The sequence below is a fragment of the Companilactobacillus tucceti DSM 20183 genome, assembly GCF_001434665.1.
GTDB lineage: Bacteria > Bacillota > Bacilli > Lactobacillales > Lactobacillaceae > Companilactobacillus > Companilactobacillus tucceti.
In genome coordinates, this window is record NZ_AZDG01000013.1 from 13,692 (window position 1) to 35,609 (window position 21,918).

Genomic DNA, 21,918 nt, shown 5'->3' on the forward strand with positions numbered 1-21,918 from the left:
TTTTGGGGCGTTTAAGCAGCATAAGCTAAAAATATTTATATTACGGATTCTTTTTACTTATCAATTGACAAAATTAATTAGTTAATATAATCTCAAAAAGATTAATAGGCGTGAGAAAACTTGGTTTTTTCACGCTTTATTTTTGGGGGATATCATTTTGGAAATGTATATATCAACTATTGTCATTTTAATGGCAGTAGCATTGAGCAACTTTATTGCGAAATTCGTTAGTTCTATTTCTAAAACATATATAAGTTTATTTGTTGGGATTATTTTTGCGGCTATTCCTCTTGTAAATGGATATATTTTAAAATTTGATTATGAATTTTTTATGGCATTTATTATTGCACCACTGCTTTTCTTAGAGGGACAAAAAACCAGAAGTATTCTTGTAAGAAGAAAACTCAAGTCAATTATAGGAACAGCAGTTGTATTAGCCTTGATCTCGGCCGTTGCAAGTTTATTTTTAGTCAGTCAATTATTTAGTTTGACGTTACCATTTGCACTTATTTTAATTGCTATAAGTACGCCGACGGACGCTACAGCTATGGATTCTGTTAGTGAAGGGCGAAAAATGCCTCGGCGTAGTGAGATCGTATTAAAAATGGAATCTCTTTTTAATGATGCTTCGGGAATTATTTTATTACAGGCTGGAGTAATTTGGTTTAAAACAGGTCACTTATCATATGCCAGAAATTTTGGAGCATTTATTTTAACAGCAGTTGGTGGTGCCTTAGTAGGATTTAGTATTGCATTTGTTATTATGATATGCCGCCAGATGATTATTAGAACACGTTTTAACGTTACTCATTCACATTTAATAGTTTATTTTGCAACACCAATATTGATTTATTTTGCAGCAGAGGAATTAAAATTATCCGGTATTATTGCGGTCGTTAGTGCGGGTTTGATTTTTAATGGTGAAATGAGTCGTAGTCGTTTTTCTATTCCACGTTATTTGAGCTTTTTTAATCAAATAGTTGATTTTATTGCTGATACGATGAATGGATTTGTTTTTGTAATTCTAGGATTGTCATTAATGCGTATTGTGATCGAAGGTAAACCTGAATTAACTAGTACTTTAGAATGGTTGTGGATAGGTGTAGCAATTTATTTGATTTCATTAGTGATACGATATCTTTATGCAAAGTTTGGAACTAGATATAGTCAGATAGAGGCCATAACTTTTTCTTTAGGTGGAGTACATGGGGCAGTCACGTTGGCACTGGTATTCTCACTTGTTAAACAAGGCATATCCACACACTTATTCAATTTGATTTTGTTAACAGAGACAGTAGTTATTATTTTGAGTATGTTAACTCCAACAATTGTTTTTAAATTGATTTTGAATCCAATTCAAAATCAAGAAGATATGCGAATGAATAAAAAGTTAGTTCGTGAAAAAATGGTTGAAGTAGGTATAGAGTATGTTTCCAAACTTCAAATATCTCCAGCAGTCAAGGAGAGCGTTACATTTGATTTAATGGATCAAAATAGAAATACCACTTTGAGACAGTTTCTGTCACAATGGCTGGGAGTAAATAGCAAGCGTTACGTTTTTACTGGATATCAAGCAGTAGAAGAACGTCAAATATTGATGAATGCTTTTGAAGAAGAGCGTAAATATCTTTATGATCTGGTAGATGGTGCGGCTTTAGAAAAAGCAAAGTATATTTATGATGTTTATAGTGAATTATTGATTTCTGAATCATTAGTTCTAGATTCGTATGAGGAATAGAGGTATTAAAATGAAACATGTTGTAGCAGGAATAGTGGCTCATGTTGATGCGGGTAAAACAACACTTTCTGAAGGGTTACTTTATCGTGCCGGTAATTTACGTCAATTAGGTAGAGTCGATAATGGGGATGCTTTTTTAGATACTGATAAGTTGGAAAAACAACGTGGAATTACCATTTTTTCTCATCAGGCAAGTTTAAAATTTAAAGATATGGAATTGACCTTATTAGATACCCCTGGACATGTGGATTTTGCATCGCAGACAGAACAAGTTTTAAGTGTTTTGGATTATGCAATCTTAGTTGTTTCGGCAACTGATGGCGTTCAAGGATATACCAGAACTCTTTGGCGCTTATTGAAGCATTACCAAGTACCTACTTTTATTTTTGTTAATAAAATGGATGCCGTTGGGGCAGATAAAGAACAAGTTTTAAAACAATTGCAGAATGAATTTTCTCAGGGATGTATTGAATTTAGTGATGAAATGTCAGAAGAATCCTATGAAGAAATTGCTATGCAAGATGATGATGTTTTAGAAAAATTCTTGGAATCTGGATCAGTAGAAGAAAATGATATTGTTGAATTGATCCAAAAAAAGAAAGTTATACCTTGTTATTTTGGTTCAGCATTAAAGCTAAGTGGAATTGAGGAATTCTTAGATGGCTTTGAAGAATATACTGCAGAAAAGAAGTATCCCAATGATTTTGGTGCACGTGTTTTCAAAATCTCACATGATGAAAATGGTGAACGCTTAACTTGGGTTAGGGTGATAGGTGGAGTTTTACATAATAAAGCACTTGTTTTAGAAGATCAAAAAGCTAATCAGTTAAGAATCTATAATGGTAGTAAATTTGCTATGGTTCAAGAAGTTTCTTCTGGGGATGTATGCGCTATAACGGGATTAACTAAAACAAAGCCAGGTCAAGGTCTGGGTAACTCAATTGATGCCAAACAACCTGAAATTCAACCCGTTTTGAATTATTCATTAGATCCTAAAGGAAATGATATTCATAAATGTTTAAAAGCACTTAAAGAATTAGAAGATGAAGACCCACAATTACATGTAGCTTGGTCAGAACAGCTTCAAGAAATTAATGTTCAAATCATGGGAGAAGTTCAATTGGAAGTTTTACAGCAATTGATGTTGGACAAATTTGGTTTGGGAATTGAATTTGGTCAGGGAAGTATCTTGTATAAGGAAACTGTTACTGATTCTGTTGAAGGAGTGGGACATTTTGAACCTTTGCGACATTATGCGGAAGTACATTTAATGTTACAGCCAGCTCCAAAAGGTAGTGGATTGATTTTTGATAGTGATTGCAGTCTTGAAGTTTTAGGTAAGAACTGGCAACATCAAGTTTTAACTAATCTTGGTTCTAAAGAGCATCGAGGTGTATTAACAGGTTCTCCACTGACAGATATGCGTATTACTTTAGTTGGTGGAAAAGCTAGTATTGTACATTCTGTTGGTGGAGACTTTAAGGAGGCAACATGGCGTGCTGTTAGACAGGGACTGATGATGGCTAAAGTTAAAGGAAACTGTCAATTATTGGAGCCTTGGTACAAGTTCAGATTAATTGTTTCATCAGAACAAGTAGGGCATGCTATGAGTGATATTCAAAGGATGAATGGCGAATTTGATACACCAAATGGTGATTCACAAATGACTGTTTTGACGGGAAATGCACCTGTATCTGAAATGAGAGGGTATTCTCGTGAAGTGAATTCATATACTCATGGACAAGGACAATTGGAATGTTATGTTGATGGCTATCGTCCATGTCATAATGCAGAAGAAGTCGTTAAATCATTTGATTATGATCCGGTTTCTGATTTGGATAATACACCCGGATCAGTATTTTGTGCTCATGGGGCTGGGTATCCAGTGCAATGGGATGATGTTCCGCAGATGGCACATTATCCATATGTGTCTAATTAGTGAAAATATATTTATGATTTAAGTGTTAAAACAAATGACCCTATCAATCCAAAGTCGGATTGATAGGGTCATTTTACTTAATGCTCGAAATAATTTTCAACGTAATTATAAATCTCTTCTAAGTACATTTCCTTTTGAACTGGACTTATCCAAGAAGTTTCAAATGAATTTTTAGCAAAATCTACAATATCTTCAACTGATAAATCATAATTATCAGCTAAGGCCAGATAATTATCACTTATATAACCACCAAAGTAAGCAGGATCATCTGAATGTATGGAAATTTTCACACCTTGATCTAGTAATTCTAAAATTTCGTTTCCTTTGAATTCATCGGAAATAAATTTATTAGAAAGTGGACAGGCAGTCAAACCTAAGTGAATCTTCTGAACCCAATTCGTTAAATCCTTATCTTCTAGGATATTTGTTCCGTGGTCTAAACGTTCAACATTTATAATTTCAAGTGCTTGTTTAATATGATCGATTGAATCCACTTGATCAATATCTGCGTGCATTGTCGTACGATATCCTTGAGCAATAGCGTTGGTAAAAGGACAAATAAATTTCAAAGGAGGATTATGATGTTCATCTGAATCTAAACCTACACCAAGTATTTTTTCACGATGATTTTGTGCCATAACTAAAACCTCGCTGGCAGATTGAGCTGACATATCTCTCAAGAAACACATAATCAATTGTGCATCTACATTGAGTGCTTTAGCATCTTGGCAAGCTCGATAATAACCGTTTATAAACGTATCAAAATTAATTCCTCTGGCCAAGTGTGCTTGTGGATCAAAGAATGCTTCCACATGTCTAATATTATTTTCTTTAGCACGTTTGAAATATTCCATGGCTAAAGTGTAAAAATCACTTTCAGTTTGAAGGACAGACATCCCTGAATAATAAACATCCAAAAAAGAAGCAAGTGAGTCATAATTATAAGTTGCCTTGATATCTTCAATAGTTTCTTGGCCAATGTTAATATGATTTTTTTTGGCAAGAGCTAGTTTTAACTCGGGCTCTAAAGTTCCTTCTAAATGAACATGCAATTCCGCCTTAGGTAATCCATAGACAAAATTTGGTGTGATTTTTTTTGAAATCAATTGGGTAACTCCTTTTACATCATTTAATGTTAAGGATAATATGAAATGAAGCCTCAATCAATAAAATAATCTAACTTAATTATTATAAAATACGAACAATACACTTATAATGGTTTAAAAATAATCGTATTTTACTTGACCTTTGCTAATTTATTTGCGATACTTCGAGTATAGAAATATGTTTAAAAGGAGATTAATACATTGGAATCTACAACAAGGGATTTAAGCTTCATTGAACGTTTGTTTCATTTGAAAGAAGCAAATACCACTGTTAGACGTGAGATACTAGCAGGTTTAACAACATTTGTTTCGATGGCTTACATTTTGTTTGTTAATCCACAAGTTTTAGGCGATGCGGGGATGGATAAAGGAGCTGTCTTTACGGCAACGGCTCTTTCAGCAATTTTAGGTTCATTACTTATGGCAATTTTAGCTAACTATCCAATAGCAATTGCACCAGGACTTGGAGATAATGCATTTTTTACATATTCAGTTGTTTTGGCAATGGGTATTCCTTGGCAAACTGCTATGGCAGGAGTATTTATTTCCAGTATTCTTTTTCTATTATTATCTGTAGTTAAATTACGTGAGATCGTTATTAATTCGATACCTCATGATTTGAAACTCGCTATTGCTGCGGGTATTGGTATCTTTATTGCATTTGTTGGTTTAAAAGGTGGGGGACTGATAGTTGCAAGTAAATCAACACTTGTAGCGATGGGATCGTTTACTGTTCCTACAACTTGGTTAACAATTTTTGGTTTGATCGTAACTGGGGTATTGATGGCTAGAAAGGTACCTGGATCAATCTTTATTGGAATGGTTTTGACCACTATTTTAGGACTTATAACAGGTCTAATTAAATTACCAACACATATTATTTCAACAATTCCTAGTATGAAACCAACTTTTGGTGTCGGAATTGCTCACTTAGGTGATATTAGTCAGCCACAATTATGGGCGGTCGTGCTTATATTCTTATTGGTTGCATTCTTTGATACTGCAGGTACTTTGATTGGTTTAGCTGAACAAGCTGGATTTATGAAAGACAATAAAATGCCTAGAATAGGGCAGGCTTTGATGGCAGATTCAATATCTATGCTTGGTGGTTCAGTAATGGGTACAACACCAACGGCAGCATATGTTGAATCAAGTGCGGGTATTGCAATTGGTGGAAGAACTGGACTTACTTCTTTAGTGGTTGGTGTATTATTTGCACTATCAATGTTCTTTTCACCGTTACTTACAGTTGTTACATCTAATGTAACTGCACCTGTTTTGATTATTGTAGGAATTCTTATGGCACAATCTATGAAGCAAATCCATTGGGAAAAATTTGAAATTGCCATGCCAGCATTTTTGACAATAGTTGGTATGCCACTAACATATAATATTTCTTATGGTATAGCTTTTGGTTTTCTAGCATATCCATTAACAATGATTGCTGCAGGAAGAAGAAAAGAAATTAATCCAATTATGTACATTCTCTTCTTCGTCTTTATTGGATTGATTTATATTATCAATATTCTTCCTAGCTAGTATTTCAAACATTGAACAAATAAGGGGGCTGTGACATATATCACAGCTCCCTTTTACATTTCTAATTTTTCCAAACTTTTATAGACTAAACGTGCAACAAAGAGCTGCAACCTCCACATAGCTACGAACCACGAATGATTGATACTATCAATCATTCGTGTCTCTAGGCTATGCTCCGGTGGCAAATCGCTCTTTGTCGCACTCTTTGAATTTATTTCCACTTCTTTATTAAATGCAAAGTCTCCTTAGTATTATTGGTAAATAAGCTATCCACTTTGTATTTATTCAAGGCATTGTAATTATTGTTATAGGTATTCATAACCCAAGTATTGATTTTAAAACCATTCTTATGTGCTGCTTTTATTAATTTAGGTGTTAGTTGATCCAAATCAACTGAGACGAATTTTATATATTTAGGAGCATTGTTGATTTTCTCTAAATATTGTCTTTGAGTTACAGCATCCATTAGCCAAAGAATAGGGACTTTCTTTTGAGATTTTTTACTGTGAAATTCTTTGATGCCTGGTATGCTTGAATCTTGCATAATTATATTATTGTTCATTTTATAGGTATTAAGTTCTTTTGCTAAAGCTTTTTCAGTGTCAGTATTATCACCAGCACCTTTTTTAGTTTCGATAATATAATGAACTTTCTTTTTGTATTTATCGAATACATCACTTAATTTATGAAGAGGTTCCCCGTTTCTAAGTTTTACATTTGAAAGTTCTGAAGATGTTGAATCAGAAATATTAATATTTTTTCCGGTTGTTTTTTCCAAATTTTTATCGTGTGAAACGTAGAGTACGTTATCTTTACTTAGCCAGACATCTTGTTCGATATATTGAGTACCGTCTTTTATAGCCTGATTATATCCACTAAATGAGTGATCAGGATTATTGTATGGACTTCCACGGTGTGAAAAAACTAGTGGTTCATCAGCAGAGGCGTGATTGACATCATGTTCGATAGAACTTAGATTAGTTTTGGCGAATGTGGTAGTAGTCATAAATGATAAGCCAATAAGACTTATAAATACTACGATTAGGTATTTAATTCTTTTCATATTCTATTCCTTATTTATTAGTTGATAAAATTAATTTTACCACTTAATTATTAGTTGTAAGTTTTATACCAATAATACTGATCAAAAGTAAGGTGATAAAGATCCATGTTATTGGTGAAATCTTGTCCCCAAAAAGGGTAACTCCAACAATTATTGATCCAACGGCACCTATTCCCGTCCAAATAGGATAAGCAATACTTAATGGCAATAATTTAGTTGCTTTAGCTAAGAATAGAAAACTAGCAATCATTCCTATAATCGTTAAGATAGTAAAATTCAATTTACTAAATCCATGACTCAATTTCATAGTAGTTGCCCAAACTATTTCAAATATTCCTGCGGTAATTAGATATATCCAGTTCATAATATTTTCCTCCAAAAAAAATAGAGTGCCCCTAACAATTCCTTCATAGGCCTAATGGAATTGTTAAGAGTACTCTTTTTTAATACACCCGGCGGTGGTTTTGATTTCAAATAAGGATAGCAAATCTACTAAATAATTTCAAGTTGTGTTTTTTTATTTGGTTTTGGATACTCTGAATCGATCAATTCTAATTCATCAGAAGTGAACTCGATGTCAACTGCGGCTAAGTTATCCTTTAAATGTTCGACAGTACTTGATTTTGGAATACTTAAAATATCATGATTTCTAAGTACCCAGGCTAGTAACAGTTGGTGAACTGAGACGTGTTTTTGTTTTGCTAAATCTTTTAAGACAGGTTTGATAGTTAAATAATCGCCACCATCAGAGCCAAATGGGGAATATCCGATAAATGACATTTGGTGTTCTTTTTGCCAAGGTAAAATCGAATATTCAACACCACGACTACCAACGTTATATAGATCTTCGTTAACACGACAATCTTCTCCACCTGGTAGACTGTTTAATTCTTTTAAATCTGCAATATCGAAATTAGAGACTCCCCAATTTTTAATATATCCAGCTTTTTGGACTTCTTGAAGGCCACGTATTGTTTCTTCAAGAGGTGTAGCACCACGCCAATGTAGTAAATATAAATCTAAATAATCTGTTTGTAGTCTTTTAAGACTATTTTCCAAACTATTTTTAATTAATTCAGGAGTAGCATGATTAGGATAGAATTTAGAAATAAGTTGAAAATCAGAACGGTTATAACCCTTTATAGCTTTTCCAATAAGAGTCTCGGATTTACCATCTCCATACATTTCGGCAGTATCAAGAACGGTAACCCCGTGGTCTAAGGCGTATTGAACGGATTTTATTTCTTCCTTACTTTTGGAATCATTACCTTCACCCATACGCCATGTTCCTAATCCTATTTCTGAAGAGTTTTGTTTATTAAACGTGATTTGTCTCATGAATGATCCTCCTTGTAATCGTATGCATCTTTGTACAGCTTATCACAGAGCTTAATTTACTTAAATTTTTTGCTGTGCTAGATTGTTATTAAATAAGTTTTTAAGAAGGTATTCTATGACGAATGTTTTAATTGCAGCGGATTCATTTAAAGGTAGTGCCACTTCATTAGAGGTTGGTGAATATTTAGAAAAAGGTATCAAAAAGGCTGATCCAAATATTGAAGTTCATAAATATGGAGTTGCCGATGGTGGCGAAGGTACCGTATCAAGTGTTGTAAATACTTTGAATGGGAAATTTATAAAATCCACTGTTACAGGACCACTTGGAGAAGAAGTCAATGCTACTTGGGGATTGTTAGATAATAAAACAGCTGTAATTGAAGTAGCTGAATCCAGCGGAATAACTTTGATAAATAATAGATTAGACCCATTAAAAACGACGACTTATGGTGTTGGGGAACTGATTAAATTAGCTTTAGATGTAGGTGTAAAAAAGATATATGTTGGATTGGGTGGCAGTGCTACTAATGACGGTGGAGCAGGTATGGCACAAGCCTTAGGAGCTAGATTCTTAGATAAGTCGAATGATGAACTTCCATTTGGTGGTGGAAATTTAGATAAATTGGTTAAAGTTGATCTTTCCAAATTGGATTCTAGATTAAATAATGTCGAGATAATTGCTTTATCAGATGTGAAAAATCCTTTAACAGGTAGAAATGGAGCTAGTGCAATATTTGGACCACAAAAAGGTGCTACTCAAGATCAAGTTACCCAATTGGATAAAAATTTAGAAAATTTGGCTGAAAAGACCTATAAAGCAATTGGTAAAGATTTCTCTACTCGTTATGGTGCAGGTGCTGCCGGCGGAGTGGGATTTGGGTTAATGGCATTTTGTGATTCTAAAATAGAATCAGGTATTGATTCGATAATGAACTTAATACACTTAGATCAAGAAATGAAACAAGCTGATTTAGTAATAACAGGTGAAGGACAAATTGATGGTCAATCACTAATGGGGAAAGTTCCTATTGGGGTAGCTAAGTTAGCAAAAAAATTCAATCTGCCAGTTATTGTGGTTGCTGGAAGTATTGGAGAAGACATAGAAAAAGTATATGAAAGTGGAGTAGATCTAGTATTATCTTCAACTAATAAACCAATGTCTTTATCAGAAGCAATGAAAGAAACGCCAAAATTATTAGAAAAGGCCGGATATATGGCTTACAAAGCGTTTATTTTATAGATTCTTGAGCTAATAATTCCAAATCAGGAGTATTTGAGTCTGGAACAATCGTGATGGTAGTGTCAAAGACATTAAATTCTTTTCTCAATTTACCTTCAATTTTTTCATCTAAGTTATATATTTCCGTAGCCGTTTTATTAGGATCAACAAGAATAAACATATCTACTATAAAGATATTACCGTTATAACGACTTCTTAGCTCTAAAACTTTATGAACACCATTTACTTTGTTAACAGTCTCTTCAATTTTGTGTTCTAGTTTTGGATCCACATAATCTGCAAGATTCAAAGTGCATTCTTGGAATATTTTTAAACCAGACCAAAGGATAAATAATCCAATTACGATACTGACAACACTATCGATCCAAGGTAATTTTAGAAAGTATGATAGTAGAACTGTAACCATGGTACCTAAACTAGTTATGACATCTCCGAGGCTATCTTTTGCTGCCGCTAGAAGGGATGTACTGTTAAATTTTTTGCCATTGTATCGATTCAGATACCAAACAAATAGCATCATTAAAGTAGCAATAGCTGCTCCAACAGCGGACATTAAATTTGGACTTCCTTTACCACTTAGGTGGAATAAACTGATACCACTTTGAAAAATAATTTGTAAAGCAATCAAAACGATAACGAAACTAGTTATTAAAGTGAAGATAGTTTCTAATCTAAAACGGGATAACTGTAAAGCATCTCTGCTACGACCATATTTTTTTGAAAGTGGTTTACCAACAAAGTCGTCATCGTCGATATTTGTTGCTTCGAATAGACCGACAATTAAAATGGAAGTTGAAATAACTCCAGATAGGTTATTAAAAGCATCGGCGCGCAAAGCTTGAGAATTTCCAATAATCGATAACCAATATTCGACAAGTGTGATAATGATGTATATCATGACATTTAACCAAAGTGAATTTTTAGCATTTTTAAGATTTTTTATCTCATTTTGTCGAATAACTCTTTGCTGTTGTAATTCCTTTAAAAAGTGTTTAGTAATTGTATTCATTCAATCAGCATCCTTATATTTGTTTCCAAGTACCTAATTATAGTTTTAATTATTAAAAATTAAAGAGGCTGGATAGTTATTAGTAATTGTTAGGAGAATGGTTAATGGCAACTTACAGTCAAATTGAAATTGATATTATTGATTCTTTTAAAAAATTAATGAGTGATCATGAGTTTTCAAATATTTCTATTTCGGAGATTGCTTCTGGAGCAAATATTACAAGACGTGGCTTTTATAATCACTTTAAAGATAAATATGATTTAGTTAATACTATTTTTGATAATGACGTTTTTCCTAAAGTTATCAAATTAACTGATGTCGATAATTGGTACAAAGGTTCAATTTATATTTGTAATTATTTAAAAGAAAATCATGAATATTATAAAAAATTAGTCGGGTACAATGGTCAAAATTGTCTTCAAAAAGAATTTCATCATCTCACTGAAATGCAACTATCCAAACTTATTCCAGAGATTTTAGATGGTCGTCAAATATCTAATGAAGACAGATCCTTTTTAATTGAATATTATTATAATGCCTATATGGGAATAATGACAGAATGGGTACTGCAAAAATCTGATTTCACGTCTGAGGAAATCGTTATGCGGTGGAAAATTTTATTGGAGAACTCTTTGCATAATTATTTAAATTCTTTTGCAAAGTAAAATTACATTTTTATGTTACTGTGCAAACTTATACATTTATCAATAAATGTGAATTGATAAACTCATAGTAAGGAATTATTCTTTAGTCAAATTTTGGTATTTGATTGAAAGGAGACTTCTTTTATGAACAAATATAAAGTTATCGTGTGGGGATTAGGAAATGTTGGGCGTTCTGCAATTAGAATGATCTCTGAACGTAAAAATATTTTGGAATTAGTTGCTGCAGTTGATGTTGATCCTAAAAAGGTTGGTAAAGATGCAGGTGAGGTCTTTGATTTTGATCCGATCGGAGTGAAAGTGACAAGTGATATTGACGCAGCATTAAAAATGGATGCAGATATCGTTTTAGATTTTTGCCCAACTGAAATGGATAAAAAAGGAACATTTATGCCATCAGCAATCAGACTGTCTAAGTCTTTAGATGCAGGTAAAAATGTAATTACTACAATACCTGTATATCACTGTCAAGATAGTCAACCAGAAGTTTATGAATTCCTAGACGAGCATGCAAAAGCACATAATGTAGCATTTGTTCCATTTGGACTTTTGCCAGGGGATTATGCTTCATATATTCCATTGGTTTTAGCCGGTGCTATGGGCCATGTTGACAAAATAGTTGTTCAATCTGGTGAAGATGATTGGCATAATACTTCAGGATGGGTAGATGTATTCTCATATGGAGCTGATATAGATAAGTATCCCAAATTGGATTCAGATGAAGATTTATTGGCTAAGTTTATTTATGCTTATTATTCATCCGGTGTATATGAAATGGCAGATAGAATTGGCTTGAAGTATGACGAGTTTAAACCAAAACATGAAGTATTTACAGCTCCAGAAGATCTTGAAACGGTAAAAGGTATTGTTAAGAAAGGCACGATTTATGGTCATAGATTTACTATGGCTCTATATAATAAAGGATCAGAAGTGGCTGCTTTGCGTTATGTTCATAAAGTCTGTCATAAGAAGACTCCAGAATTAGCAATTAATAACTCGATCCACATAGAGGGACTACCATCAGTCGTTGATGCGACAATTGATGGCTTTATACCTGAAAGAGAAGGCTATGTAACATCTGCTGCACCAGCAGTAAATCTAATATCAGGAGTTTTAAAGGCAAAAAAAACAGGCTATGTTGAAGCCTGTGATTTACCAGTTGTAATTCCAATTAAATTGGATTAGATGTAATAATTGATTCAGCGTAAACGTGCAATGATACACGGATTTTTCCGCTTAATACAAACGACCCTATCAATCCAAAATCGGATTAATAGGGTCGTTTGCCTTAATGCTCAAAAGCTGAACGTGTATCATTACACTTTTCGAATAATTGGGAATCTTTTTACTACCAAAGTAAAGAGATAAGAAATAGCTAAAATAATTGCAGCTACGATGTATGGATAGTGTGTATTCCAGTCCATCAATGCACCGGACATCAAAGGTCCAATGATGTTACCGACACTTGTTAATGACATATTCATACCATTGATGAGTCCTTGGTTACTATCACTTGATTTAGTTAACAATGTAGTGATTGCGGGTCTCAATAAGTCGAATGCTGAGAAGATTATCAATGTTGCTACAATAACCTCGATTTTTGTATGTGCTTGTGTTATCCAAAAAACACATACAGCACTTAGTAAGAAACACCAACTGATCAAGTTCATTTCACGTATTTTAACGATTATCCAGTTAAAGGCCGCTACTTGTAAAATAAGGGAAATAATTCCATTTAATGTAAGTACCAAAGCAATTGTTCCTAAACCAAAATTGAAGACTTGGTTGACGTAAATACTATAAATACTTTCGAATCCTTGTAATCCAAAAGATGCAACCAGAATCATTGCAAATAACATAACCATTGGTGCAGTTAAAATTGCTCTGATAGAAGAGATACCTTTTGCTTTTTCTCGAGCTTCTTCTTCTTTTTCAATTTCTCTGGTTTTACTATTTTCTTTAAGGAAGAGCTGTGTGAATATGGCACTTATTAATCCCATAACTCCAGCTACCCAAAATGGTGTTTTATAGTCAATATTGGCTAACATACCACCAAGACCAGGTCCTAAAATAAGTCCACCACTAAAAGCAGCCGATAGCCAGCCAATAACTTTAGCACGATGCTTTAAGTCAGTTAAGTCGGCACCAAGTGCCATAGAAGTTGGAATTACCATGGCGGCAGAAATACCACCGATAATTCTTGATAAGTTGAAAATTGGTAGTGAAGTGGCAATAGCAAAGATAAACTCAGAAATCATGTATACTCCTAAACCAATTGCTATAACGGGTTTACGACCAACTTTATCTGATAATTTACCAACGATAGGTGAGGCGACGAATTGTGCGAATGCAAATAACGACGTCATCAATCCCATGTCAGAGGTTGTATAATGAAATTCGTTTTTGATAAACGGTGTGACAGGTATTACTAAACCAATTCCTAAACAGATTAAAAAGTTACTAAATACTAAGATATAAATGGATCTTTTATTTTCTCCCATATTTTACCTCCCTCATAAATTATTAAAATTCAGAATAAAAACCGATAATTCGAGTTGAAAACTCGATTATCGGCTTTTTTATTAAAAACATTAAGGTAAACAATACACTTAAATTCATATGATGTCCATTAATATATTCCGTGTATTTATAATCTGTATACTATAGTAGAAAGATTTTAAAATACGAATGAACGGTTTCTTGTATTGAAAATGTGGATTGCTATAGTATATGGATATTCAAAAACATCTTATCTAGTTGACAGTTATGAATGGCGTTGCTACAATCAGATTGTAATTAATTGATTTAGAATAATTGAAGTACAATAAAAAAGAGGGGTGCTATAGCATCCCCCAGATAGCCCGTTTAAGACGATGGCTACTTAGATTAATTTAATGGGTTCTTAAATAACCGTTGCTGGCCAAAGCAAGACGGTTATTTTTTTTGTTTATTTCCTATCACTATGAATATATGTTAACAGGGAAATTAAAAAAATTCCGAATGTTAGCATTAAATTCAAATCATCTGAAATAGACAAAAATACTACTCCTCTCTTAGGATATGAATAACTTACAGTAAGACCATAAGCATCACCACTTTCAAGTTGTAGCCACCGTCATAACTTGCTATCACAGTAATTATCCACTAAGTAACCATCAATTAATAGACATTTATACAATTTTTAAAATTAATGTATAGTGATGACTAACGTCTGTCCAGCAAACTTTTTGACTATCAAATTGGCTACCATAAAAATAGTTTTAGACAGATTCTAAAATCATTACTAAAAATAAAAAACCAGTTATATCAAGACCTGGAGCACTTGATATAACTGGTTTTTTTAATTAATGGAGATGAGGGGAATCGGATACTAATTTTAATAACTCCCGATACATCAGTAGTTACAAGGCTTCTCAAGGGCTGTTTTTTCGCTTAGGTACCATTTTGAGTACCATTTAGAAGTTCAGGAACTTAACCAGTTTTTCCGTTGCTTCTTTGTTTTGATCTGCTGTTACGTGAGTGTATATGTTTAATGTTGTTTGAGCGTCCTCATGTCCTAACAATGTTTGAGCCTCTTTAATAGTTGCTCCTGAGGCAAACAATGCACTTGCGTAGGAATGTCTAAAACCATGTATGGTTATTGGGTGTAATAAAGTTTGTTCACTGTTCAAACGTTTCATTATTAAATCTAACCATTTCTTTGGAGTATTTAATGATTTAAAGTGATTAGTATTACTATGAAAAATTAACTGTGAACCTTTACCAATATTAAAACCCATTTTCAACAATTCCTTGCGATCCTGAATTCTCCAGAGGTTTAAATATTTAATTGTGGTTGTATCTAGGGGAATGGTACGAGTTCCCTTAATTGTCTTTGTGTCTTGAATTATTTGCTTTCCTCCAATACCTTGCGTCAGTGTTTTGTTGATTTGCAAAATGTTTTCGGTGTTGTTAAAGTCATTCCACGTTAATGCTAAACATTCACCACGTCTAATACCAGTGAATGCAAGTATTCTAAACAATGTGTAACGTTCTAACTCTTTTTTTGAATCAATAAAATCGAAAAAGGTTTTCAACTCATCTTTATTCCAAAAGTTTGGTTCTTTTTCAATATGTTCAGTTTTTCGTGGCATGATAACTCTTTTAGCTGGGTTGTCAGTAATGTACTGTTGCTGAATAGCATATTTGAAAATAGCACTGGTGTAATAAAACCAAGGTTTGAAATTGTTGGTAGTCGACTTAAACCATTTGTTTAGCTCACTTTGTATTTGAGCAGTAGTGATTGATCTAATTCGATATTTGCCAAATGCCGGTAATATGTGATTTTCAAAAATCTTTTTCTTTTTGTACCACGTACTTTCACGAACGGTATTAACATACCCCTCAAACCATTCATTATAAACTTCATTAAAGGTCAAATTAGGTTCTTTATGTTCTATAATTCCTTGTGTCGCTTGATACTCTAGTTTTTTTAATTCAACTTTTGCTTCTTTGAGAGTTGCAAAATGTCGATTTGTTCTTTTGCTCTTTCCGGTTTTCGGATCAATACCTAAATAAATATTAAATTTGTAGGCGGTTGATCCGTCTTTTTTTGTGTATTTTTTTATTTTCGTCATATTTTAATCTCCCGCCGTGGGAACAGGGAAGAAACGACATGAATAATTAAATGCTATTGAACACTATAAGTTTTTGATCCAATATTCTTGAAATCAGAATTAGAAAATTTAACTGTTACTTTATTTGTGTTTTCTAATTCAAATAATACAACTCCTTGTGTCGTTTTCTTTGGTAGCAATTTATCATTCATTGCGTCCTCTTGTGTTTGAAGAGGGCTATTTGCGTTTTCGTCTAACGCAACAATTCCGGGATCAAGTTGTTTGTTTGCCGTATCAGTTTTTTGGTAGGCGTGAACAACCATATAGATATTTGAGGGGTCTTGTTCTTTTTTAGAGTTGTTTGTCACATCAGTATAAAGAACGAGTACTTGTTTGCCGTCCGTTACGGAGTCCATAATTTCAGACTTGGTAAACTTATATGTAAGGTTTCCAGCGTCAAAGACATCATTTTTGTAGCTCCACTTATTATTGGATACATCTTTGTTTTTGGCCTTTGTCACTTTTTCGGTCTTTTCATTATTTTTACTCGATGAGTCCTTACTGTCGTTGTTACTAGAACAACCAGTTGCAAATAATGCGATTGCTGCTAGTGAAGCCGTTGCGTATAGTACACCTCTTGTTTTCATTTATAATCCGCAATAGTCAGCTTTTATAGTCGATCAGTGTTTGGACTTAAAATTAATAATTCTTGTAAAATTCTTCATTAACAACTGATTCTAAATACTGTGGTATTTTAAATGCTCTCATAAAATCAATACTGTTAAATTCTTCTATCCGTTTTTCATACGTATAATAGGGCAACAATAATTTGATTGCCTGTACATTTGCTCGTCCTTCAATTCCGTATTTAGAAGGAGAGAAGTACAAACAATTGGAATCATCTTTATTTATAAGATGCCCCATCTCATGTGCCAATTGAAATGGCAATTGTTCTGGGTCGTGCCAACTTCCGTTAACTACGATTGTTTTTGTATACGGATTAACAGCAGATGGTGTACGGCTAGAAAATCTATTATCGACTATGACACTATAGCCAAAGTCCATGGCTTTATTCATTAAAGAAGCCATTATGTCATTAATCATTCTTTTCCCCTCCACGCAATAAGCGTTTCATTAATTCAATATCTTCAGGTGGTATTGGACGTCCTTCAAACGTCATAATCACATCATTATCGGCAAGGTCAACTTGTTTTTTCTTATCGGTATCAGATGTCTCACCAGTAAGATATTCAACGGTCACACCTAAAGTATTTGCGATTGCTCTCAATGAATCGTACTTAGGATTTACTCCTTGATTGTACCTATAAATAGCGTTGGTACTCATTCCAGATTTTTCAGCGACTTGTTTTAAAGTAAGTCCTCTTTCTTTAGAAACTTTTTTAATTCTTTCAAACGTTGTCATATCGGTCATTCTCCACGTTTGATGAAAAAACAATACAGTAAAATTACACAAAAGTATTTACAAATTACACAACTGTGTTATTATTAATTCATCAAGTAATTGAGCAACAAAAACACAAGCGGTTGTTGATAAGCTTTGGCGAGCAGGAATCAACAAACGTTAATAAGGGTTTATTTGCTATGCCTTTATAGTACACAACTGTGTGATTACTGTCAACAACTTGATAAATAAATAACAGAAAGGAGTATTTAAATGACAGAAGAAAAATATGCGGAGGCTGCTTATGAAGTTGAGAGCTCTATCAAGATTGCACTTCTTAAGAATCATATGACCCAACGCGAATTAGCAGATGAAATTGACGCTAATCCACAACAACTTAATCGTGCGATCAAAGGCGACATGACACCCAAGTCACGTGAATTACGTGAACAAGTTGCACGAGTTTTAAACCTATAGGAAAGAAGGGAAAAATAAAAAATGAACAACTTAGTAATTATGAAGGACCAACAAGCAGTAACTAGTAGTCTGCAAGTTGCAGAGAATTTTGGGAAAAGTCATAGACATGTTTTAGAAGCAATCAATAAGAAAATTGACTCAGCCGAAAATTCGGCTCAGTACAAGACTATGTTTGTGGAAGGCACTTACAAAGACAAAAGCGGTAAACAAAACAAAATGTACTACATGAACAGAGATGGTTTCACTTTTATCGCAATGGGATTTACCGGAGCTAAAGCTGATGGTTTCAAATTAAAATACATTGAAGCTTTTAACAAGATGGAAGAACAAATCAAAACAGGTGGTTTCAAAATTCCATCGACAATGGCTGAAGCTTTACGTTTGGCGGCAGACCAACAGGAACAGTTAGAAGTGATGAAACCTAAGGCAATATTTGCAGATTCGGTAGCAACATCACATACCACTATCTTAGTTGGTGATCTTGCCAAAATCATCAAAGGTAATGGTGTTGATACTGGTGCAAGACGTTTATTCCAGTGGATGAGAGACAACGGGTACTTAATCAAACGCAAAGGCGCAGATTATAATTCTCCAACTCAAAAATCGATGGACTTAGGCTTATTCAAGATTAAAGAGTCAAGCCATGTTAATTCAGACGGAGTCACGGTAGTAACAAAAACTCCAAAAGTTACTGGTAAGGGCCAACAATATTTTATTAATAAGTTTCTGGAAAATAACTCAGTTATTTCTAGATAGGAGGAATGATTATGAAGGTGACGTACGAGAATTTTTCGACAGCACAGGAGATTGTAGGCGAGAACATAGATGCACTATTTAAAGGTTTACCAATCTTTAATCTCAATCGCAAACGAGAATCAACCAATGTCGAGTTAATCGACGAATCAATAGCAGCACTAGAAGTAATGAAGAAATACTACAAACAAGAAGGTGAAAAACGTGATTAAAGAAACAATACAAATTGATGCGTCAGAAACAGAAGCTACATTAGATAGATTATGTAAAAAAGTAGATAAATTGATTGAAAAATTAGAAAAAGCCAACTCATTGGTAGATGAGCTGGCTCAAAAAATCTAGTTCTTCTTGATCTTATAGTCATAAGTGGTGTGGCACTGAGGACATTCAAATTGTGGAGAATGAACTTCAAACTTTTTGCCACAATTAACACATTCAAATTCATTATGTGCCCTCTTTAAACCATCAAGAAAAACTTGTTCTGTGTCTAAGTTTTTTATAGATTTTTCAAATTTTTTCAGACCAGAAAAGTTTATACCAGATTTACTCATTATCAACACTTCCTTTCTAAGGAGAGTATATCAAACAGGAGGCCGAATGATGGAAATAACTTTGACCGAACAGCAAGAACACGAATTGATGAAATCAGTTTATGGAGTGGTTGGAAAAGCTGTTGACGACTTTAAAAAAGATAACGGACTGATTGCCAAACCATATATGAAGAAATACGAGGCAGTAAAGTACCTAAACGTTTAAAATAACACTTTTGATAAGTTCATTTTGGAAGGTTTGCCAAAACATACTATCAAAGGAATAACGCTTTATTACAAACCAGAATTAGACGAATTCATTTTACAAAATTAATTTAAAAGACCGTGGGAACAGTAAAAATTGGAGGGAATCATGAAATTAGCAATTGAAACAATTATTTTTGACGCAATGTTCACAGCAATATTTTCAAGCGTTGCGACATATCTATTTATTAAATTTAAAACGTTAAAGGGAATATTGAAAAACACGACTGATTTTTATGGATTTGAAAAAGAAGACACAGCAGGAAACGAGAATTTCAGAACAAATATTTACTCGAAGACAAAAAAATAAACACCCGGAGGTGTTATGGGATGGAGTTATTAGTTTCGCTAGTTGTTTCAATAGTAATTGTCTCAGTAATTGCAATGGTTGCTTTCTTTTTTAATTTATCATTACCAATTATTGCATTGATCATCTCAACCATATCTTTATTGACTGCAATGTGGGCCAACTAAATATCTTGTCAGAAAAAAACCGGAGGTGTTAATTATGAAGGAAATTGATTTTGAAATAACCAATCTTGAGGAATTGAAAAATGAAATAGAAAAAGCCCGAAAGTTAAATGAACAACTTAACCAGTCATTGTGTAAAATTCAAAATTTTAAACCTGACGTAAAGTTTAAGGGGGCGTGATCGAATGAGTAAGAAAGAAAAGATTTTCACACTGCTATTTTGGTTTGTTATGGGAATGATAGTTTCTGAATTTTTCATCTTAATGAAATAAAAAAGGAGTGACAGCAATGAACGGCTTTTATTGAAAGCTAAAAAAATAAACACCCGGAGGTGTTTAACGGATTTTTACCTGATAATTCTTTGCTCAATGATGTACCAACTTTCAAATTATTTGTTACGTTTGCAATTGCTTTTGTTTGGTTGGTAATCGCGTCAGTCACTTCTGAAGAAAGTGGACTAATCTTAACAGTTGGTGCGTTGAAACCAGTTAAAGCTTTTGTAAGATTTGAATTAATACCGATTGTGCTTTGTAATGCTTTGGCAGTCAATTTGTTATCACTAAGTTTTTTATCTTATTTTCTATATATTTCTATATAGTTCAGCATACATCTTCATCTACGTGAGATGCTGGGCGCTCGTGGACAGGTTATTGCTACCAACTCACTGTCTATGCGTTGCACCTTCCGAAATTAGTCAGGTTATTTCGGCTTGGCTCAGGATTGCCCTATCTTCATGACTTAGGTTTCCCCTGAATTCACCCAGTTACGATCACATGTCACCATATGATGAGGCAATATCCATTAACAATTTTACTACATGATGATGTAGACGACAACAGAAAGGACACAATATGTTGTATGAAAGAATTAAAAAAAATTTTGAATGAAAAGAACATTTCAATACGAAAATTATCCAGGATAACCAGCATTCCTGAATCAACATTACACGCAATGATTAATGAACAAATCAAACAGCCAAGTTTCAATACAATTGTAAAAATTTCAGAAGTGTTGAATGTTCCTTTGGAATCATTTAAGGAAAAGGAGTGACAGCAATGGACGGTTTTGATGAATGGTTACAGAACGAATCTGCATATGGATCATTAACCCAAACAAAAGAAACAAACGAGCAAGAAAATAGGTGGTAATCGATGGAACATTGGAAACAAGTTCCGGAGTTTGAACGCTATGAAGTTTCAAATTTTGGACGTGTACGGAACTCTGAAACAGGAAGAATCAGAAAGTTATCGAAACCCGGTCCAAGAACGTTGTATTTAAAAACGACATTTAAAGATGGAAAAGGCAGGATAAAGACGTATGACGTCCATCGACTAGTTGCAGAGTTATTTTGCCACAAGCCAAAGTCGAATATTTCTCTAGTTGTGGATCACTTGAATGGAAATGAATTTGATAACAGAGCAACAAATTTAGAATGGATAACAATTGGAGAGAATTCCAGACGTCGCAAACCGTATCAACTTGATTATTCAGTAAAAGATACTTCAATAGTATGGTTTGACGAGAACGGAACTATACAAGGTATTTTTTATAATTGTACGGACGCTGCCGCAAAGACCGGTCTTGCATACGGAGGAATTACAAAATGCTGTTCAAATAAATACCCTCGAGTTGTCAAAGTCGGTCGATGGGGTTTCATACGAGTTCCGACAAAAGATATAAACGAATTATATGAAGAACAAAAAAAGTCCCTTGCCACGGCAATGGCAAAGGACCAGAATACTTCAAAAAAATCATATATACATTTTAACACAATAAGAAAAAGGGGATAAAA

At 33.7% G+C, this 21,918-nt stretch carries 29 protein-coding genes; 16 read left to right on the forward strand and 13 right to left on the reverse strand.

Features of this window, described 5'->3' with window-relative positions:
• The first annotated feature begins 163 nt into the window (after positions 1-163).
• Both FC72_RS06570 and FC72_RS06575 read left to right on the forward strand, forming a co-directional pair.
• Positions 164-1,738, forward strand: coding sequence for a cation:proton antiporter (locus tag FC72_RS06570; RefSeq protein ID WP_235805158.1), 1,575 nt, complete (start codon positions 164-166; stop codon positions 1,736-1,738).
• 10 nt (positions 1,739-1,748) lie between these two features.
• A complete protein-coding gene (locus FC72_RS06575; RefSeq protein WP_057766019.1) occupies positions 1,749-3,677 on the forward strand; it encodes an elongation factor G in 1,929 nt (642 codons plus the stop codon).
• A 77-nt stretch (positions 3,678-3,754) separates the two neighbouring features.
• Here the strand turns inward: FC72_RS06575 and add are convergent, their stop codons facing one another.
• The gene (gene add, locus FC72_RS06580) at positions 3,755-4,780 is read right to left on the reverse strand and encodes an adenosine deaminase (RefSeq protein ID WP_057766116.1); all 1,026 of its coding nucleotides are present in this window, start codon (positions 4,778-4,780) and stop codon (positions 3,755-3,757) included.
• Between the two features lie 204 nt (positions 4,781-4,984).
• Here add and FC72_RS06585 point away from each other — a divergent pair, with 204 nt between their 5' ends.
• Positions 4,985-6,322, forward strand: coding sequence for an NCS2 family permease (locus FC72_RS06585; protein ID WP_201781802.1), 1,338 nt, complete (start codon positions 4,985-4,987; stop codon positions 6,320-6,322).
• Between the two features lie 211 nt (positions 6,323-6,533).
• Here the strand turns inward: FC72_RS06585 and FC72_RS06590 are convergent, their stop codons facing one another.
• The 3 genes from FC72_RS06590 to FC72_RS06600 form a co-directional block, all read right to left on the reverse strand.
• On the reverse strand, positions 6,534-7,385 hold the full coding sequence (locus FC72_RS06590; RefSeq protein WP_057766021.1) for a glycerophosphodiester phosphodiesterase: 852 nt from the start codon (positions 7,383-7,385) through the stop codon (positions 6,534-6,536).
• Between the two features lie 43 nt (positions 7,386-7,428).
• A complete protein-coding gene (locus tag FC72_RS06595) occupies positions 7,429-7,749 on the reverse strand; it encodes a DMT family transporter (protein WP_057766023.1) in 321 nt (106 codons plus the stop codon).
• A gap of 128 nt (positions 7,750-7,877) precedes the next feature.
• A complete protein-coding gene (locus FC72_RS06600; RefSeq protein WP_057766024.1) occupies positions 7,878-8,723 on the reverse strand; it encodes an aldo/keto reductase in 846 nt (281 codons plus the stop codon).
• Positions 8,724-8,838: 115 nt separating this feature from the next.
• Here FC72_RS06600 and FC72_RS06605 point away from each other — a divergent pair, with 115 nt between their 5' ends.
• The gene (locus FC72_RS06605) at positions 8,839-9,963 is read left to right on the forward strand and encodes a glycerate kinase family protein (RefSeq protein ID WP_057766026.1); all 1,125 of its coding nucleotides are present in this window, start codon (positions 8,839-8,841) and stop codon (positions 9,961-9,963) included.
• On the opposite strand, the gene FC72_RS06610 is transcribed toward FC72_RS06605, so the two are convergent.
• Complete coding sequence (locus FC72_RS06610; protein WP_083480775.1) at positions 9,953-10,972, reverse strand: cation diffusion facilitator family transporter; 1,020 nt, start codon at positions 10,970-10,972, stop codon at positions 9,953-9,955. The genes FC72_RS06605 and FC72_RS06610 overlap by 11 nt on opposite strands.
• A 104-nt stretch (positions 10,973-11,076) precedes the next feature.
• Here FC72_RS06610 and FC72_RS06615 point away from each other — a divergent pair, with 104 nt between their 5' ends.
• Both FC72_RS06615 and FC72_RS06620 read left to right on the forward strand, forming a co-directional pair.
• Positions 11,077-11,637: a TetR-like C-terminal domain-containing protein gene (locus FC72_RS06615; protein ID WP_057766028.1), complete on the forward strand. Its 561-nt coding sequence runs from the start codon at positions 11,077-11,079 to the stop codon at positions 11,635-11,637.
• A 123-nt stretch (positions 11,638-11,760) separates the two neighbouring features.
• Positions 11,761-12,819: a hypothetical protein gene (locus FC72_RS06620; RefSeq protein WP_057766030.1), complete on the forward strand. Its 1,059-nt coding sequence runs from the start codon at positions 11,761-11,763 to the stop codon at positions 12,817-12,819.
• Between the two features lie 131 nt (positions 12,820-12,950).
• Here the strand turns inward: FC72_RS06620 and FC72_RS06625 are convergent, their stop codons facing one another.
• The 6 genes from FC72_RS06625 to FC72_RS06645 form a co-directional block, all read right to left on the reverse strand.
• Complete coding sequence (locus tag FC72_RS06625) at positions 12,951-14,135, reverse strand: MFS transporter (protein WP_057766032.1); 1,185 nt, start codon at positions 14,133-14,135, stop codon at positions 12,951-12,953.
• Between the two features lie 446 nt (positions 14,136-14,581).
• Positions 14,582-14,671: a putative holin-like toxin gene (locus tag FC72_RS11155; protein ID WP_083480776.1), complete on the reverse strand. Its 90-nt coding sequence runs from the start codon at positions 14,669-14,671 to the stop codon at positions 14,582-14,584.
• 418 nt (positions 14,672-15,089) lie between these two features.
• A complete protein-coding gene (locus FC72_RS06630) occupies positions 15,090-16,250 on the reverse strand; it encodes a tyrosine-type recombinase/integrase (RefSeq protein ID WP_057766033.1) in 1,161 nt (386 codons plus the stop codon).
• 53 nt (positions 16,251-16,303) lie between these two features.
• The gene (locus FC72_RS06635) at positions 16,304-16,876 is read right to left on the reverse strand and encodes a DUF5067 domain-containing protein (protein WP_057766035.1); all 573 of its coding nucleotides are present in this window, start codon (positions 16,874-16,876) and stop codon (positions 16,304-16,306) included.
• Positions 16,877-16,928: 52 nt separating this feature from the next.
• The gene (locus tag FC72_RS06640) at positions 16,929-17,333 is read right to left on the reverse strand and encodes an ImmA/IrrE family metallo-endopeptidase (RefSeq protein ID WP_057766038.1); all 405 of its coding nucleotides are present in this window, start codon (positions 17,331-17,333) and stop codon (positions 16,929-16,931) included.
• A complete protein-coding gene (locus FC72_RS06645; RefSeq protein ID WP_057766040.1) occupies positions 17,326-17,652 on the reverse strand; it encodes a helix-turn-helix domain-containing protein in 327 nt (108 codons plus the stop codon). The genes FC72_RS06640 and FC72_RS06645 overlap by 8 nt, the downstream gene beginning before the upstream one ends.
• Positions 17,653-17,904: 252 nt before the next feature.
• Here FC72_RS06645 and FC72_RS06650 point away from each other — a divergent pair, with 252 nt between their 5' ends.
• The 4 genes from FC72_RS06650 to FC72_RS10775 are packed head-to-tail and all read left to right on the forward strand — an operon-like array spanning position 17,905 to position 19,203.
• Entirely contained in the window at positions 17,905-18,108 is a 204-nt protein-coding gene (locus FC72_RS06650; protein ID WP_057766042.1) for a helix-turn-helix domain-containing protein, read from the forward strand.
• A gap of 21 nt (positions 18,109-18,129) precedes the next feature.
• Entirely contained in the window at positions 18,130-18,864 is a 735-nt protein-coding gene (locus FC72_RS06655) for a phage antirepressor KilAC domain-containing protein (protein WP_057766044.1), read from the forward strand.
• Positions 18,865-18,875: 11 nt separating this feature from the next.
• Positions 18,876-19,073 (forward strand): hypothetical protein, encoded by a 198-nt coding sequence (locus FC72_RS06660; RefSeq protein WP_057766046.1) that lies wholly within the window; start codon positions 18,876-18,878, stop codon positions 19,071-19,073.
• Complete coding sequence (locus tag FC72_RS10775; protein ID WP_157051124.1) at positions 19,066-19,203, forward strand: hypothetical protein; 138 nt, start codon at positions 19,066-19,068, stop codon at positions 19,201-19,203. Before FC72_RS06660 ends, FC72_RS10775 begins: the two co-directional genes overlap by 8 nt.
• Here the strand turns inward: FC72_RS10775 and FC72_RS06665 are convergent.
• Positions 19,200-19,412: a zinc ribbon domain-containing protein gene (locus FC72_RS06665; protein WP_057766048.1), complete on the reverse strand. Its 213-nt coding sequence runs from the start codon at positions 19,410-19,412 to the stop codon at positions 19,200-19,202. The two genes, FC72_RS10775 and FC72_RS06665, sit on opposite strands and share 4 nt — an antisense overlap.
• A gap of 46 nt (positions 19,413-19,458) precedes the next feature.
• On the opposite strand from FC72_RS06665, the gene FC72_RS10780 reads away from it, so the two are divergent.
• The 4 genes from FC72_RS10780 to FC72_RS10790 all read left to right on the forward strand — a co-directional run bounded on the left by FC72_RS10780 (position 19,459) and on the right by FC72_RS10790 (position 20,307).
• Positions 19,459-19,617 (forward strand): hypothetical protein, encoded by a 159-nt coding sequence (locus FC72_RS10780; RefSeq protein WP_157051125.1) that lies wholly within the window; start codon positions 19,459-19,461, stop codon positions 19,615-19,617.
• 147 nt (positions 19,618-19,764) lie between these two features.
• Positions 19,765-19,965 (forward strand): hypothetical protein, encoded by a 201-nt coding sequence (locus FC72_RS06670; RefSeq protein ID WP_057766050.1) that lies wholly within the window; start codon positions 19,765-19,767, stop codon positions 19,963-19,965.
• A 20-nt stretch (positions 19,966-19,985) separates the two neighbouring features.
• Positions 19,986-20,129: a hypothetical protein gene (locus FC72_RS10785; RefSeq protein WP_157051126.1), complete on the forward strand. Its 144-nt coding sequence runs from the start codon at positions 19,986-19,988 to the stop codon at positions 20,127-20,129.
• Positions 20,130-20,163: 34 nt separating this feature from the next.
• Positions 20,164-20,307 (forward strand): hypothetical protein, encoded by a 144-nt coding sequence (locus tag FC72_RS10790; RefSeq protein WP_157051127.1) that lies wholly within the window; start codon positions 20,164-20,166, stop codon positions 20,305-20,307.
• A 128-nt stretch (positions 20,308-20,435) separates the two neighbouring features.
• Here the strand turns inward: FC72_RS10790 and FC72_RS06675 are convergent, their stop codons facing one another.
• Complete coding sequence (locus FC72_RS06675) at positions 20,436-20,675, reverse strand: hypothetical protein (protein ID WP_057766052.1); 240 nt, start codon at positions 20,673-20,675, stop codon at positions 20,436-20,438.
• Positions 20,676-20,984: 309 nt separating this feature from the next.
• On the opposite strand from FC72_RS06675, the gene FC72_RS06680 reads away from it, so the two are divergent.
• Positions 20,985-21,176, forward strand: coding sequence for a helix-turn-helix domain-containing protein (locus FC72_RS06680; RefSeq protein ID WP_057766055.1), 192 nt, complete (start codon positions 20,985-20,987; stop codon positions 21,174-21,176).
• Between the two features lie 101 nt (positions 21,177-21,277).
• Positions 21,278-21,916: an NUMOD4 motif-containing HNH endonuclease gene (locus FC72_RS06685; RefSeq protein ID WP_057766057.1), complete on the forward strand. Its 639-nt coding sequence runs from the start codon at positions 21,278-21,280 to the stop codon at positions 21,914-21,916.
• Positions 21,917-21,918: the final 2 nt, after the last annotated feature.